At 61.1% G+C, this 14,391-nt stretch carries 9 protein-coding genes and 1 tRNA gene; 5 read left to right on the forward strand and 5 right to left on the reverse strand.

The features are described 5' to 3' along the window. The first annotated feature begins 7 nt into the window (after positions 1–7). The 4 genes from K3557_RS06990 to K3557_RS07005 all read left to right on the forward strand — a co-directional run bounded on the left by K3557_RS06990 (position 8) and on the right by K3557_RS07005 (position 11,039). Positions 8–634, forward strand: coding sequence for a hypothetical protein (locus K3557_RS06990; protein ID WP_259998718.1), 627 nt, complete (start codon positions 8–10; stop codon positions 632–634). Positions 635–678: 44 nt separating this feature from the next. Continuing rightward, a complete protein-coding gene (locus K3557_RS06995) occupies positions 679–1,356 on the forward strand; it encodes a hypothetical protein (RefSeq protein WP_259998720.1) in 678 nt (225 codons plus the stop codon). A gap of 165 nt (positions 1,357–1,521) precedes the next feature. Next, positions 1,522–10,776 carry an LPD38 domain-containing protein gene (locus K3557_RS07000; RefSeq protein WP_259998722.1) on the forward strand — a complete coding sequence of 3,085 codons (9,255 nt, stop codon included), beginning with the start codon at positions 1,522–1,524 and terminating at the stop codon, positions 10,774–10,776. Then, entirely contained in the window at positions 10,773–11,039 is a 267-nt protein-coding gene (locus tag K3557_RS07005) for a hypothetical protein (protein ID WP_259998724.1), read from the forward strand. The genes K3557_RS07000 and K3557_RS07005 overlap by 4 nt, the downstream gene beginning before the upstream one ends. 59 nt (positions 11,040–11,098) lie before the next feature. Here K3557_RS07005 and K3557_RS07010 read toward each other — a convergent pair whose 3' ends face one another. The 5 genes from K3557_RS07010 to K3557_RS07030 form a co-directional block, all read right to left on the reverse strand. Further along, entirely contained in the window at positions 11,099–11,578 is a 480-nt protein-coding gene (locus K3557_RS07010; protein WP_259998726.1) for a hypothetical protein, read from the reverse strand. 51 nt (positions 11,579–11,629) lie between these two features. Then, complete coding sequence (locus tag K3557_RS07015) at positions 11,630–11,815, reverse strand: hypothetical protein (protein WP_259998728.1); 186 nt, start codon at positions 11,813–11,815, stop codon at positions 11,630–11,632. After that, positions 11,812–12,024 carry a hypothetical protein gene (locus K3557_RS07020; protein WP_259998730.1) on the reverse strand — a complete coding sequence of 71 codons (213 nt, stop codon included), beginning with the start codon at positions 12,022–12,024 and terminating at the stop codon, positions 11,812–11,814. The genes K3557_RS07015 and K3557_RS07020 overlap by 4 nt, the downstream gene beginning before the upstream one ends. A 165-nt stretch (positions 12,025–12,189) precedes the next feature. After that, positions 12,190–12,265: transfer RNA gene (locus K3557_RS07025), tRNA-Ile, on the reverse strand. Positions 12,266–12,302: 37 nt separating this feature from the next. Further along, positions 12,303–13,238 (reverse strand): LysR family transcriptional regulator, encoded by a 936-nt coding sequence (locus K3557_RS07030; protein WP_259998732.1) that lies wholly within the window; start codon positions 13,236–13,238, stop codon positions 12,303–12,305. A 120-nt stretch (positions 13,239–13,358) separates the two neighbouring features. On the opposite strand from K3557_RS07030, the gene K3557_RS07035 reads away from it, so the two are divergent. After that, positions 13,359–14,339: an MBL fold metallo-hydrolase gene (locus K3557_RS07035; protein WP_259998734.1), complete on the forward strand. Its 981-nt coding sequence runs from the start codon at positions 13,359–13,361 to the stop codon at positions 14,337–14,339. Positions 14,340–14,391 lie beyond the last annotated feature (52 nt).

The raw sequence follows: 14,391 nt of genomic DNA on the forward strand, positions 1-14,391 counted from the left end.
CAGCAAGATGAACGGATTTGCACAGGCCCTTGGCGGCCAGCAACACAAGGAGCAGCCCGGGCCGCCGCAGGATGCAAAGGCACCGCAGGTTCCAGGGACCGAGCCGAAGCAGGCAACCCCGGAACAGCAGCGCGTTTACAACCGCTTTGTCGGCCTGAGTATGGCAATGCTGTGGAGCGAGAAGTTCATGGCCAAAGCCGCGAAGATCATCAAGGCGCATCCGAATGAGACGGATGCAATGGCGATGATCGGCGCGACCATCGTGCAGCGCGTGTTCATGGCGGCGGACGATCAGGGCGAACCAGTGCCGCCGGAGGTGCTTCTGCACGGCGGGCTTGAAGTGATGAACGAAGTGGCGACCTTCGCGCAGGCTGCCGGCGTTCAGGGTATCGAACCTGACGAGATTGAAACCGCCTACTACCTGGCCGCCGATAAAGTGCGCGAAGGCCTCATTCAGGCTGGAAAGCTGGATCCGCAGGAGCTGGCCGGGCAGTTTGAGCAGATCAAGGGCATGGCCGGTGAGGAAAAGCTGGCAAATGTTCAGGGCCGGCTTCAGGGCGCGCAACAGAAGACGCAGGACGCGCTTCTGAGCCGAGGCAAGGGTCAACAGCAGCAGCAAGGGGCGGCGGTATGAGCTACTCATTTGCAGGAGCCTTGCAGGGTTTGGGCGGCAGCATGATGAAGCTGGCCGATGAACGCCGGAAGATGGCTGACGACCTCTTGAAGATGGAGAAGCAGGCCGAGTTGGATGTCCAGGTGGCAGAAGGCCGGGCTGCGGCGACCGCCAAACACCGGAAGGGTGGGTCGGGCAAAGGCAGGACGGGATCCGGCCGTAGCGGCCGTGCCCTGTCCAATACCGAGTCCGACAATTTGTCCCGCATCCACAAAGACTATGTGGAGAACGGTGTCTTTGAAGGGCAGGCGCCGACGCTGGGCGAATTCGAGGCCCAGGTGGAGCGCGTGTTGCCGGAGGCCGGCTCTCTTTCACAGGCCGCCGAAATGGCGCGGGGCATGTGGGGTAGCGAGGAGGTCACATCCACCGAGTTGAAGGAACGTCACGCGCTCAGCCCGGCGCGGATCTGGGATGATGATGGAAAGTATGAAGAGACCAGCACGGACGTTCGGTATGGCTTCAAGGGCGCACTGGGCGGCGATGCCCCAGGCAACACCCCGGCGACACCTCCAACTCAAACGCAACCATTTGGGGCGGCTGCCGCATCACCGGCTCCGGCCACTGATGGCCCGGACCCGGCCCAGGTTCTGGCGGACGCCAAGGCTGCCATTGAGCGTGGCGCCGACCGCGAAGCTGTGAAGGCGCGTCTGCGTGAAATGGGCATAGAAGCGGAAGGTCTCTAAGTGGGCATTTTTGACGACCTGATCCCTGATCAAACCGAACCGGCCGCCCCCTCTGGAGGCGGCTTTTTTGATGATTTGATCCCGGTGGAAGATTCCGCTCCCGAGAACTCTTTGCGACCCGCGTCCCGACCCATTCCGGAGGCAACGGAGCCGCGCCGTGCGTCGTTGGATGAAACTGACGACGCTCGATCGTTGCGCGGTTTCGGCCGGTCCACCTATGACAGCGGTCTGGTTGATCGCCCCGAGATCCCTGGTGCCGACAATCTCGCAAACATCGGCACCGTTGACGAGCAACTTGCCGAGATGAGGGAAGAGAAACCAGAGCAGGACCCCGATGCCCCCGGCTTTCTGGAAGGTAACGCTGTTGGCCGCGCGATTAAGCGTGGCGGCTTGCGTGCCGCCTCATCGCTGCCCACCGGCATGGGCATCAGCGATGCTACAGCTCTTGCCGACTCCGCGCTTACCGATCCGCAGATCATCGCGGACACCGTGAAACAGGCAACTGGTCTCGACCAGCTTCCTCGGGGGATTGATTTATCGACGCCGGAGCGTGCCGCCCAAGCCATCATCGAAATGGGGTTCAGCGCCGACCGGCCCGGCATCTTCCGCCAGATCTACGAGGAGCGCAGTCGGCGCGCCGGTGATGCCCGCGCCAACCCGGACAAGTACCGCCAGCGTGCCGAACTGAACTTTTCGACCGGTTCCGACCTGATCGGGCGCGCCAATGCGTTGCCTATGTCACAGACCGCGGAGCGGATGCGAACAGCCCTGGCCAAGGACACCACTGTCGGTGGCACCATCGCGGCCATGCTCGATGATCCCGCAGCAGCAGCAGCTTTTCTGGGCGAGATCGGGATCGAAAGCGTTCCTGCCATTGCTGGTTCAGCAGCCGCTGGTTTGGCCACCCGCAGCCCAGGTATCGGTGCTGCTGTCATGGGGGGCGGTGCCGTTGCTCAGGAATTCGGCGCATCGGTGAACGAGTTCCTGCGGGAGCAGGGCGTCAAAATCGAAACCCGAGAGGATGCGATTGCCGTTTTGAACAGTCCCGATCTTATGCGGGCTGCTGGTGAGCGCGGGATGACGCGCGGTGTTGTGATCGCGGCCTTTGAAGCAATGGGGCAGGGCGTGGCCGCCAAAAAACTGCTGCACAGCAAAGTCGGCAACGCCTTGATGCAGACTGCTGTCCAGGCCTCAGCAGGAGCTGGTGGCGAAGCCGTGGCCAGGGCTGCTGCTGGCCAGGAGATGAGCGGCCAGGATATCCTGATTGAGGGCCTGGCCGAAATGGTCACCGCCCCGGTGGAGGTAGGAGCCGCGGCGCTGTCCAAGGATGGCGCTGAGGCTGATGCTGATCGCATCAACAGCCCGCGCCTCACTGAGACCGACCGGGCCAGCCCGCTGCCTAACGCCACGATTGACGACGGCAAGGCGATCATTGACGACCTTCTGAGCGGGAAAGCCCCGGCGCTTCCCGCAGCCCCGGCGGAAACTGCCGCCCCGGAGGTGCCTGCCAGCGCCGCTGTTGCTTCAAAACGCCCCGAGGCACCCGCTGTCGCCCTTGGGCAGCCGGAACGGGATGCTGCGCCCCAGCAGACCGCCCAGCCGGTGCAGCCGAGCGTTCAAAGCGAAGCGCCGGAGATGCCTGGCGCTAATGCCGATACCGAGATCCTGCCCGTGATGGACGAAAATGGCCGCGAGACCGGCGAATTCGTCCAGTGGGATGCCGCGACCGGCCGGATGCAGAAAGTATCCCCCGACACTCCCCCGCAGATCGACACCACCCCCGCGGCCCCGACGCAGGCCGTGCAAGAGGAGATTGCGCCCCGTGAAGAGCCCGCGACCCGTCAAGACCTGGACCAGCCTCAAGCCGCTGATGCGGCGCCTGATGCGCCCACTGGCGCCCCTGCGGAGACGGGGGCGTTCCAAGACCTGATCCCCCAGAAGCCCAAGGTGCCCAGCAAGACTTCCCTGCACAAACGCCCCGTGGCAAATGAACTGAAATCCCGCGGCTTGTCGGTGAAGCCTGGTTCTCCACTGGCCCAGGAGCTCAAGTCGCGCGGTATTACCGCTCGGAGCCATCCTGGTCTGTTCAATCGCGATGGGGTGAGTGACTTGGACAACCTGCCGGCGCAGGAGTGGGGTGATTACCGCCACCAGATCGGCGAGGACGGCAATGGGTACCTGAACCGGCAGGGGATCATTGACGCGTTGGAAACCGAGATGCGTGGGGCGCCGGTGCGCGCAGGCGTGCAGGCGGATCTTGCCGAAGAGCAGTCCGCCCGGAACGCGGCCGAAGCAGAGGCCCGTTTTGAGGCCGCCGACCCCGATCCGCATGAGATAGATCTGTCGCATATCCCTGATGCTTCTATCGTCATTGCGCACCCCGAGGAGGACATCTCCACTCCGATCGAGCGGATGGACCATGTAAAGCGAAACGTGGATACCATGTTGCGCGAAACCGGGATCGCCGATGCTGTGCCGACGAAGATGCGGCAGGACATCATCACCGTGCTGAACCAGCGTGGCGGAAACGTTGAAGACGCAGTATGGTGGAACCTCCACAGGAAAGCAGATGGACATGCAGAACAAACTGCCGAGCCGGACCTGGCTGACAGACCCGCAGACAGGCAAACAGAGCGAAGCGGCGATGTTGCACAAGAAATTCCGGGCGATATTGGACGATCCGAAGGCGAGCCCGGAACGCAAAAAGGAAGCCCAGCAGTCGATTCAGATGATCGACGGGTTGATGGACGCCAAGCGCAAGTCACAGCAGCTGCCGAAGTAAACGAGGCTGCCGCCGAAGCGCGTCGGGTCGAACCCGCCCCGCTGCCCTCTATCCCGGCTGATCTGCCGCGTCAGGCAGCAAAGACCTTCCCCAGCATCAAGGAGGCCGCGCCGCTTCCATTCGGGCCTTCTTCGATCCGCCCGCGGTCTATTGCAGAAGGGAAATCCCTTTACCGGGAAACCAGCCCGGACGCGCTGGACGACATTCTGCGCGTAGACGGCCAACCCGACGCCATGCGGACCTTTGTCACAGACAACCGGGATCTGGCAATCGGGCAGGGCGGCAACAAGGGCGTCATGCTCACCTTCCGTTCTGACAGCCTGAGCGGCGAGGTGCATCAGAAGCCGGGCACCACCGCGAAAACGGGCCAGGAGTACCGCACCGACATGCGCGTGGCCCAGGCTTTGGCGAAAGTGGAAATCCCCAAAGCCATGTTGAAGCAGGTCCGCGGCTTGTCGGCGCGCGTCCTCAAGCGGGACTTTGACCGCACCGAAGCGGGAGAAACCGTGGTCTTCACCCGCAAGGGGTATCAGGATCCGGAGCCTGCACCGGCAAAGCCCTCGCCGAAGGAAACGCCTTCAACCGAACGCACCGAGGCCGGCGAGCAGGCAGTGATCCCAGGTGCCGAGCAGAGCGATGAGCGCAGCGCCGAGGCCCGCGAGGCGGATCAGCGCCGTGAGCTGGAAGCCCGCCAGCAGCAGAGCAAGAAGGGCACCACCGTACCTCAGGACGATGCCGGGCCGCTGTTCGACACCCAGGGCAACATGCTCGACACGCAGAAGGCCCGCCAGCCTGATGCCGACGCAGCGAATGCACCTGAACCCGCCCCTAAGCCCAGCAAGACCCAAAAGCGCCTAGCCGACATTCTGCGCGAGGAATGGACCGTGCGGGAGGATCTGCCCGAAGACGCCAACGACGAGTTCATCGTTGCCACAAAACGGGTGCAGGACGCCCGCCGTGCCCTGGCCGACGAATTCGGGGAAGATACGGCAAAATCGGCGCTGGAGGAGATTGAGGCCGGGTACAAGCCGAAGCCAACTGCGGAACCTGTGCAGGAGCGCACGGATCAAGAACCGGTCAAGAAAGAGCGCATCGAAGATTTCGGGGAGAAGATCGGCGGCGCCCGCAAGGACATTGCGGACAAGACCGGCCCGCGCGGCAAGAAGGCCAAGGCCGGCAGCGCGCCCGCCTGGCGCAAGCGCTACGAGGTGAGCGAGATCGTTGCTGACACCGGCGACAAATCCAAGGTCGGCAAGTGGGTCATCACAGAGAAGAAAACCGGGCGCCAGATCCGCGACGGATACCGGGTTAAAGGGTTCGACAGCGAGGCTGAGGCCGAAACTGCCATCCCGCTCTATGAGGTGGCGCGCAACCACCGCGTTCGCTCCAGAGGCGACGGTTTCTCGATTGATCGCGTTACTGGCAAGCGTAGCCACACCTTCAAGGACGGCTTCAAGACCCGCGAGGAAGCGATGGAATACATGGCTAAAAATGCCGTGGAGATCATCGAGACCGATATGCGGCTTGATGACCGCATCCACCCGGCATTGGAAGAGGCGCTGCGCGCTGGTGAGGAGCGCCGCGCGGGCGGCCGGGACGTGACGCCGCAGGATTTCTCTGAGGTGTTTGGGTTTCGCGGCGTGGAGTTCGGCAAGTGGAACAATGCTGCTGAGCGACAGCATATCCTGAACCAGGCCTTCGATTCCTTCCTCGACCTGTCCGAAATCCTTGGTGTGCCGCCTAAAGCGATTTCCCTGAACGGGGATCTGGCGTTGGCCTTCGGTGCCCGCGGGCATGGCCTGACTGGCGGCCGGGCCCACTATGAGCGCAACTATGGTGTCATCAACCTGACCAAGATCCAGGGTGCGGGGGCGCTTGCGCATGAGTGGATGCATGCAGCCGACCACTTCTTCGGTCGTCAGGACGGCAAAGCGTCTTCCGAGAAAATCACCAACGACCGCGGTGACAAGGTATTCGACGCCAAGGACCAGGGCAAAGATTACGCTTCCCACGGCTTCCAGTACCGCAAATCCGGCGTCCGCGAAGAGGTGCGGGAGGCCTACAAGGCGGTGATGCAGGCGATTGCCAAGCGCAAGTCCGAATTCAAGGAGGATGTCAGCACCCGGGAGCGGATCGAAAGCCGCACGGCTGAGCAGCTGGAACAGAAGCTGAAAAGCTTCCGCGACTATCTGGCGCGCGAGGAGCAGTATGCCCGCAAGCAGGCCCCGGCTACCAAGGCGCAGCTCCTGAAGATCGACAAGCTGATCAAGCAGATCCAGGACGGGAAACTGGGCGAGAAAGAAGTGGCGCCCACCAAGTCGCGTTCTTCCTTCCCGCCGATGTTCAACGAGCCTGTGATGAAGCTGGCGGAAATTTACAAGGAAGTGCGCGGGCGGCAGGCATACCGTAAGCATCAGGGCCGTGACACTGGCCCGGCGGTGGATCTGCAGCACGCGATCGAGGCCAAGCTGAGGGCCGATCAGTTCCTGGCTGATGCCAAGAAACAGAAGGTGAAGGAGAAGACCGTCACCACCGAGTTTGTTTCCGAGGCATGGAAACTGGATCAAGGGCGGGCATCGGCCTATTGGGCGACCAACCACGAACTGATTGCCCGGGCCTTCGAAGGCTATGTCTATGACCGGCTGAAGGACATCGACGCACGCAATGACTTCCTTGCCTATGAGAAGCACAACTTGCTTCCCGAATACATGCTTTTCAATGTGAAGCCGTATCCGGAAGGGAAGGAACGCACGGACATCAATGCGGCCTTCCGCAGCCTATTCGACACCATCCAGACCGAGGAGACAGACAAGGGCGTGCGGATGTATCAGCGCCAGGATCCTGTGTTGGTTCTTGAGGGGGATGAGATTTCCGGGAGTGACATCCGTGAGCTGCGCAAGTCTGCGCAGGCATGGTTCAAGGGAAATCTGCTAAACACTACTGCAACGACCAGGGATGGCTGGGAAGTACGTTTCAACAATACCGGGCTGCGCAAGGTCACGTCGAAAGGCGATGAAATCCTGCGCTATGTTCCCGCGATCCGGGAGATTGTTGAGCAAGGTGAGATTGTCGAAACCCGACCCGGGAACAGGGCAGGGATCAACGCCGTCCATGTGCTTTCTGCACCGGTGGAATTGGCAGGTGAAGTCAGGAATGTGATCGTTTCCATCAGGGAAATGTCTGATGGGCGGTTCCATTACGATCTGTCGCTGAGCCGGGATCAGGGCGGGAAGGCCCGGCCTTCTCAGGCCGAAGGGGGTCCGATGCACGCATCGCCCTCACCTGTTTCGAATCAGCCTTCCCTAGAGATCAATCTGGGGTTTGAGACAGAAAAATTCAACCGCCGCGCCAACCCGGCAAAGCTGCAAGATCTGCTGCCTGACCTGAAGGCACGCCTGAACAAGCTGATGATCCGCGGCGTGGATCTGTCGATTGATCCGGACATGCGGGAGCAGGGCGCCGTGGAGTTCGGCCCCGAGGGCATCGAGATCCTGATCGGCAACACGCTCGACGGCATGAACACCGTGAACCACGAAGCTATCCACATCCTGCGCCAGCGCGGGCTGTTCTCGGATGCGGAATGGAACGCGCTGGCTGCCGAGGCCGAAAGCCGCTGGATGGCTGAGTTCGACATCGAGGCGCGTTATCCGGATCTGTCTCAAGAGGCACACATTGAGGAAGCGATTGCAGAAGCCTTTGCCGCCCATGCTGACGGTCGCGCTGCCAAGGGCCGTCTGAAAACCATCTTCGCCAAGATCCGGCGCTTCTTCCGCGCAATGAAGGAGGCGCTGGCCGGGCAGGGCATCCGCAAGCCCGAGGACATCTTCGAGGCGGTGGAGCGCGGCGAGGTAGGCTCGCGTGACGGCCGCGTGACCGGCGAGGAACTGCTGGCGGTGAAGCACCAGCGCCCGTCTGCCGCAGTGCGCACGCTGAAGCCCGCAGGCGTGCAGGCGACGGCGGTATCCACTCATTCGGCTTCGATCCCGGACGACACCCGGTTTGAGCGGTTCCGCCGGCTGGTTCAGGATCGAATGCTGGTTCTGCGCCGGATGTCGGAGGCCACCGAGAAACAGACCGGGCAGCACATCCGCAAGGAGGAAGACCCGTACTTCGCTGAGGAGCGCTACAGCGGCAGGGTCGGCTACCTGTTGGACGAGATCGAGGACAATTATACCAAGCCCATCATCGCCCTGATTGCCGAGCGGCCGATTAAGATCGCCGACCACAAGGGAAAAGTGCGTGAAGGGGCCGAAGCGGTGAGCCTGTGGCTGATGGCGCGGCACGCAAAGGAACGCAACGCGCATATCGCCTCTATCAACGACCAGATGCCCGATGGCGGTTCCGGCCTGACCAATGCCGAGGCCAATGCCATTTTGCAGCAAGCCGGCGCAAACCGGTCCCGGCTGGACCAGATCGGCGCACTGACGGACAGGCTAGGCAAGGAGATGATTACCGCCCGGGAGGCAGCGGGCCTGCTGAGCGCGCAGGAAGCCCACATGTGGCGCACGATGTACAAGCACTATGTGCCGCTGCAGAAATTCGCAGAGGATGACATGTTTGACGGCGTGGTGAATGACGCCCGGACCGCGATGGGCCGCAAGTTCAGCGTCAAGGGCAAGGAAGGGCAGAGTGCTCTGGGTCGCAGCACTGAAGCCTTTGATCCTCTGGCCACCCTGCTGACACAGGCGATGGAAGTGACAGTTCGGACTGAAAAGAACCAGGTCGCGAAGGTGATGTACAACTTTGCGGTTCGCCACCCTAACCCTGCGATGTACGAGATCACTCAGCCGGAATCCCAGCGGTTCTACAACAAGGCCACCGGCAAGGTGGAAACTCGTGTTGTGGGCCCGGCGTCCCGGCAGTTGGCTGAAAACGAAATGGCCCTGAAAGTGGATGGCAAGGAATACCGGATCACTTTCAAGGATCCGCGCCTAGCCGAGGCCTTGGGGCAGCTGGGATCGAATGAGATGGGCAAGGTGACGGCCGTCGCCAGCCTGTTCTCACGCTATTTCAGCACCATCAACACCATGTTGTCACCGCCCTTTGTGATCGTGAACGCCCTCCGCGACATGATGACGGCGCAGGTGAACCTTGGGGCATTTGGCGGCGACATCCAAGGCAAGCTGCGCAAGTCTGCAATGCGGGACTGGGTGAAGGCTATGCGCGGCAGCCATCGCGGGCTCCGCGGCAAGACCGACACCGAATACGCGAAATGGTTCAAGGAGTATTCTGAGGCCGGCGGTCGCATCCATTTTTGGAAAGTGGACAACCCAGAGAGCCAGAGCCTTGATTTCGGAAAGCGTGTAAAGCGGGCTTCCCGCGGCAAATTGACGGGCACGGTATCAAGACTGGCGCTACCTTCAACCCGCGACAACCCGGCGCTGAGCGTGATCGAGACCGTCAACATGTCGGTGGACAACGCGGTGCGCCTGGCGACCTATGCCGAGGCCCGACGCAATGGCTGGAGCAAGGCTGATGCCGCCAGCCTGGCGAAAAATTTGACGGTCAACTTCAATCGCCGCGGCGAGATCGGCGCCACGATGAACGCATGGTATCCCTTCGCTAATGCAGCCATCCAGGGTTCCCATGTGATCCTGAAGGCGATGAGGTCGAAGCAGGTCCAGGGCATTGTCGGCGGCATGGTTCTGTTTGGCTTTGCAAACGATCTGCTTGCAGCGATGCTGTCGGGCGAGGATGAGGACGGAGAGCTGGAGTATGATCAGCTGCCGTCCTATGTCTCAGAGCGTAATATCATCGTGGCAACACCGCTCACGGAAACTGGATACGTGACGATCCCGCTGCCCTATGGCTACAACGTCTTTTTCTTCGCCGGGCAGCAGATGGGTAAGATGATCCGCGGTGTGAAGTCTCCTGACGAGGCGGCCGGTCAGCTTTTGAAGGCGACCGTGGGCGCGTTCTCTCCCATCTCCGGGGAAAGCGGCTTTGAAATGCTGGCGCCGACCGTGCTGGATTTCGCAAATGAGTTCGACAACAACCGCGACTGGCTGGGCCGACCGATCCGGCCCGAAAACCCTTATGGCGACTATGGCCCGCAGTCCTACAAGGAGTTCAACGCCAGCGCGCCGTCCCGCACTGTGGCACAGGGGCTGAACACTCTCACGGGCGGGTCTCCATTGGAGCCGGGTCTGATCGACGTTTCTCCCGAGTACATCGACCACTTCTTCAAGTTTATGACGGGTGGCGCCGGCCGTTTCGCCGGACGTGTCTACGGGCTTGGAGAACGCGCGGCAGAAGGAACTCTCGGTGATGTAGAGGCATATGAGGTGCCGCTTGCTCGCGTGCTGTACACTGAGGCAGGTGACTTCCTGAACCAGAACAGATACTTTGAATTCCGCGAAGCTGTTCAGGAAGCCCGCAAGCAGCGGAAACTGTCCGAGGAAATCGGCTACCCCATGACGCAAGAGATGAAGGATCTCAATGCTCTATGGGTCACTCTGCGGCAGACGGAAAAGCAGCGAAAGGTCGTCAGCGGGCAGATCAACGCGATCTATTCCAATGAAAGCCTGAATGCACGAGAACGGGAACGAAGGATGAAGCCTCTTAAAGACCGCAGAAACGAAATCTATCTGCGGTTCAACAGGAGCTACATTGACAGAATGGGGCCGCAAGCCGAGTGAAGATCAGCAATTTCATATTGGGCGGCACCGTCGCCATATGTCTCTATCTGGCTTACTCGGTGGGGCACAATCAGGGACTAAAAGCCGCCCCTGAATATCTGGCTGCTAAGCAGCTTGAAGATGACCGGAACGACGCTTTCTGGGAGAAGATGGCGGAGTTGGAAACGCCCGAGGATGTGGTGTGTACCCGCATATTCGAAATGGTTGAGGATATGAGGGTTCCTGGCGACTATGATGATCGGGATCCCGACCAGTTCCAGTAGAAGTTTCCTGCCCCACAATGACGAAGCCCCCGGTGTAGTGCCGGGGGCCTTTTCGCGTTTCAAGAGGGGGTGTAGATCACCCATTCCTTGCGAGGCCGGTCTAAGATGGCACAGCTTTCAGCAGTTACGCCTTTCGGCGCACGGTACTTTTCTGGATCTTCCATGAAGGCTTTGTGTTGCGGGACACCGCAAGGCGGCAAGGATACCAGCTGCCAGCCTTTCTTGGCCATGCACTGGCGCAGCACCTGCCAACGAAGACCAGAATTCACATCAACGGTATAGGTCTGACCACCTATAACCTGACCGCCGTTCGAGATGCAGGAGTTGGTCTGCGGGTTGCAATTTAGGTAAGTTGGCGTGGTGTAGGTAGGAGTGCTTCGGACCTGGTTGCTCGCCGGCACTTTCTGAACCGCTTCTACTTGGCAGTCGAGATCATGCGATAGGCTGGACACATGGGGTTTGTTCGGCTGGAACCAGAGGGGAACTGTAGGCGCCGCGCATCCAGAAAGGAGTAGGGCGGAAAGCACCAGTTTTTTCATGTAGGGTAATCTTTCGTTTCGAAAACAATCTACACGAGAATATGCATTGAATTATTTTTCACAATCCCCAAGCGACCGGAGCGCATCCGCGGCCGCTTTGTAACCGGGAAACCCATAGTCGGCGTGCATCTTGTCATAGAAGGCGATCCAGGGCAGTCGGCGGTCCTCTCCGAATTCATCCGCCCAGACTTTGCCGGACAACCGCACGCGCCCTCTTTCAAGCCGCTCTGCCTTCATTCTTCCAGATCCTTCATTCCATTGGCGTATGCCGATTCCATTGGATTGATACCGATGTCCCATGACAGGCGCGACTCTGTTTGCCCGGCCATGCCGCAGTTGGAGCAGCGGAAGGTCATCGGCTTCATCCGCTTCCAGCGTTCTATCGCGCGCTCGTCGGTGACTTTGGCAAAGTGCCCGCAGGCGCATGTAACTTGGATGGTCAGCATGTCAGTTTTCCCGCCTCTCCCTCGCCCTGGATTCTCACCTTTTTCGGGAATTCGAACGTCAAAACTGCGGTACACCTTGCTCATAACTCATTGAAACTTATGAGGCGGTGTCTTGCTGGTGCGGTACACCTTTCACGTTGAAAACACTTAACTTTTTAGGTGGCGTGGTAGGCCCGGCAGGATTCGAACCTGCAACCAAAGCGTTATGAGCGCTCTGCTCTAACCGTTGAGCTACAGGCCCGCCATGGTTTCGTGGTTAGGAAATGGGGCGGGCGAGGTCAAGCGGTGATTGCAGGCCGCGCCGGTGAATTTGCCGTGCGGGGCCGGTGCAGTGCCTCCAGCCGCGCCACCGTGTTCTCGATGGTCAGATCCCGGCGCCGGTCCGGGGTGCGGCGGGAGGGGTAGACGGCAAAGACTTCTTTGAGCGGCGCCTCATAGCCGGGCAACACCAGTTCGTATTCGCCAGCGGCAAGCTGCGCCTCGATCATGAAGCGGGGCGCGCGGGTAAAACCGGTACCGCTGCTGACGGCCCGCATGATCAGATCCGGGTCATCGGCGGTAAAGCCGACCTGCACCGGCGCCGGAAACTCCTGCCCGCCGCGGCGCAGCGGGAAGAAACCGCGGGTCTGGTCCTCGTGGTGCTGGATGAATTTGAGCCGCTGCAGGTCTTCCGGTTTCTGCGGGCGGGTTTCGCGGTCCAGATATTCCGGTGTGGCAAACAGCACCGTTTCCAAGGTCGAGATCTTGCGTCCGAACCCGTCGGTATCCCCCAGCCGCCCGGTGCGGATCGCCAGATCGTAGCCTTCGCGCACCACGTCGACCAGCCGGTCCTCGAGCCGCATCACGATATTCAGGTCGGGGTGCTGCTGGTTCAGCTCCAGCAGCATCGGGCCGATCACGCTGCGGCCCAGGAAAGAATTCACACTGACGCGGAAGGTGCCCGATACACTGCCCTCCAGCGCGTCCAGCTCTGCCGTCATCCGGTTGTAGCCGGACAGCAGCGTCTGCGCGTGGCTGTAGATCAGATCGCCCGCACGGGTGGCATGAATGCCCTTGGCGGTGCGGTGCAGCAATTGCTGGCCTGTCAGGGTCTCCAGTTGCTTGATCTGCTGGCTGACTGCAGATTGGCTGATACCGCGGCGCTGAGCGGCCCGGTTCAGGCTGCCTTCGTCCAGGGCAATGGTAAATGTCTCAAGCAGGGTGAACCGGTCCATCGGATGCCTATCAGTGTTGCTTATAACTGCTATCGGATCTGCTGGGCTGTAAGTACCGGACCATCAGGGTTATTTCCGGCTCACAGGAAAATTCTCCTCAATTGGATATCGGAGTTTCTTATGACAATCAATCGCAGGGTATTTTTGAACGGGCTGGCGGCGGCTCCGGCGGCGGCATTGGCAGGCGGGTTTTGGGGCGGCGGCTCTGCTATGGCTGCGTCAGGGGCAGCAGAGGCGGCGCCAGTTACGCATTCTTTCACTTTGGGAGATGCCCGGATCACGGTTCTTCTGGACGGGCATCTTCCCCTGGGGACGCAGCTGTTCAATGATTACGACGCGGCAAAAGCCGAACCCATTCTGGCGCAGGGGCTGCACCGGGTGCAGGACGGCGCGCTGCAGATCCCGGTCAACGGCTATCTGGTGGAGCGCGGCGGGCAGAAGCTGCTGATCGACACCGGCACTGCCCAGTTGATGGGGCCGGGGCTTGGCGCACTGGGCGCTGGGCTGGCGGCAGCGGGCGTGACGCCTGAGAGCATCAATACGGTGCTGCTGACCCATATTCACCCGGACCATTCCGGCGGGCTGATCACCGCGGACGGAGCCGGGGTTTTTGCCAATGCCGAACTGGTGGTCGCGCAGCGGGAATGGGATTTCTGGCATGATGACGGGATCCTGGCCGGGGTGCCCGAGGCTAGCCGCGGCTTCTTTGACATGGCCCGCAATTCCGTGGCGCCTTATGCCGGCCGGCTGAAATTGCTGCAGGGAGAGGAAGAAGCGGCTCCCGGTTTCACCGCGCTGGAGCTGCCGGGCCATACGCCGGGCCACACCGGCTTCATGCTGGATGCGGGCGGCGAGGGGCTGCTGTTCTGGGGTGACCTGATTCACAGCGCCGCGCTGCAATTTGCCCTGCCGGACTGGACCGTCGCATTTGACACCGATCCGGCGCAGACGGCGGCGACCCGGCGGCGGATGCTGGACCGGGCGGCAGCGGATAATCTGCTGGTCACCGGTGCGCATCTGGATTTCCCGGCGCTGGGCCGGGTGCTGCGCCAAGGCGATGCCTATGCCTATCAGGCGGCACCCTGGCAGTTTGGTATCTGAGATTGGCGATACTGTCGTGAAAACCACCCTGCTGCGCCGTCCGGGATGGCGC

It is taken from the genome of Leisingera sp. M523 (assembly GCF_025141335.1).
Taxonomy (GTDB): domain Bacteria; phylum Pseudomonadota; class Alphaproteobacteria; order Rhodobacterales; family Rhodobacteraceae; genus Leisingera.

Coding starts and splice junctions, on each gene's coding strand:
- K3557_RS06990 (WP_259998718.1), top strand. CDS start 8: ATGAACGGATTTGCACAGGCCCTTGGCGGCCAGCAACACAAGGAGCAG.
- K3557_RS06995 (WP_259998720.1), top strand. CDS start 679: ATGAAGCTGGCCGATGAACGCCGGAAGATGGCTGACGACCTCTTGAAG.
- K3557_RS07010 (WP_259998726.1), bottom strand. CDS start 11,578: ATGAAAAAACTGGTGCTTTCCGCCCTACTCCTTTCTGGATGCGCGGCG.
- K3557_RS07015 (WP_259998728.1), bottom strand. CDS start 11,815: ATGAAGGCAGAGCGGCTTGAAAGAGGGCGCGTGCGGTTGTCCGGCAAA.
- K3557_RS07020 (WP_259998730.1), bottom strand. CDS start 12,024: ATGCTGACCATCCAAGTTACATGCGCCTGCGGGCACTTTGCCAAAGTC.
- K3557_RS07030 (WP_259998732.1), bottom strand. CDS start 13,238: ATGGACCGGTTCACCCTGCTTGAGACATTTACCATTGCCCTGGACGAA.
- K3557_RS07035 (WP_259998734.1), top strand. CDS start 13,359: ATGACAATCAATCGCAGGGTATTTTTGAACGGGCTGGCGGCGGCTCCG.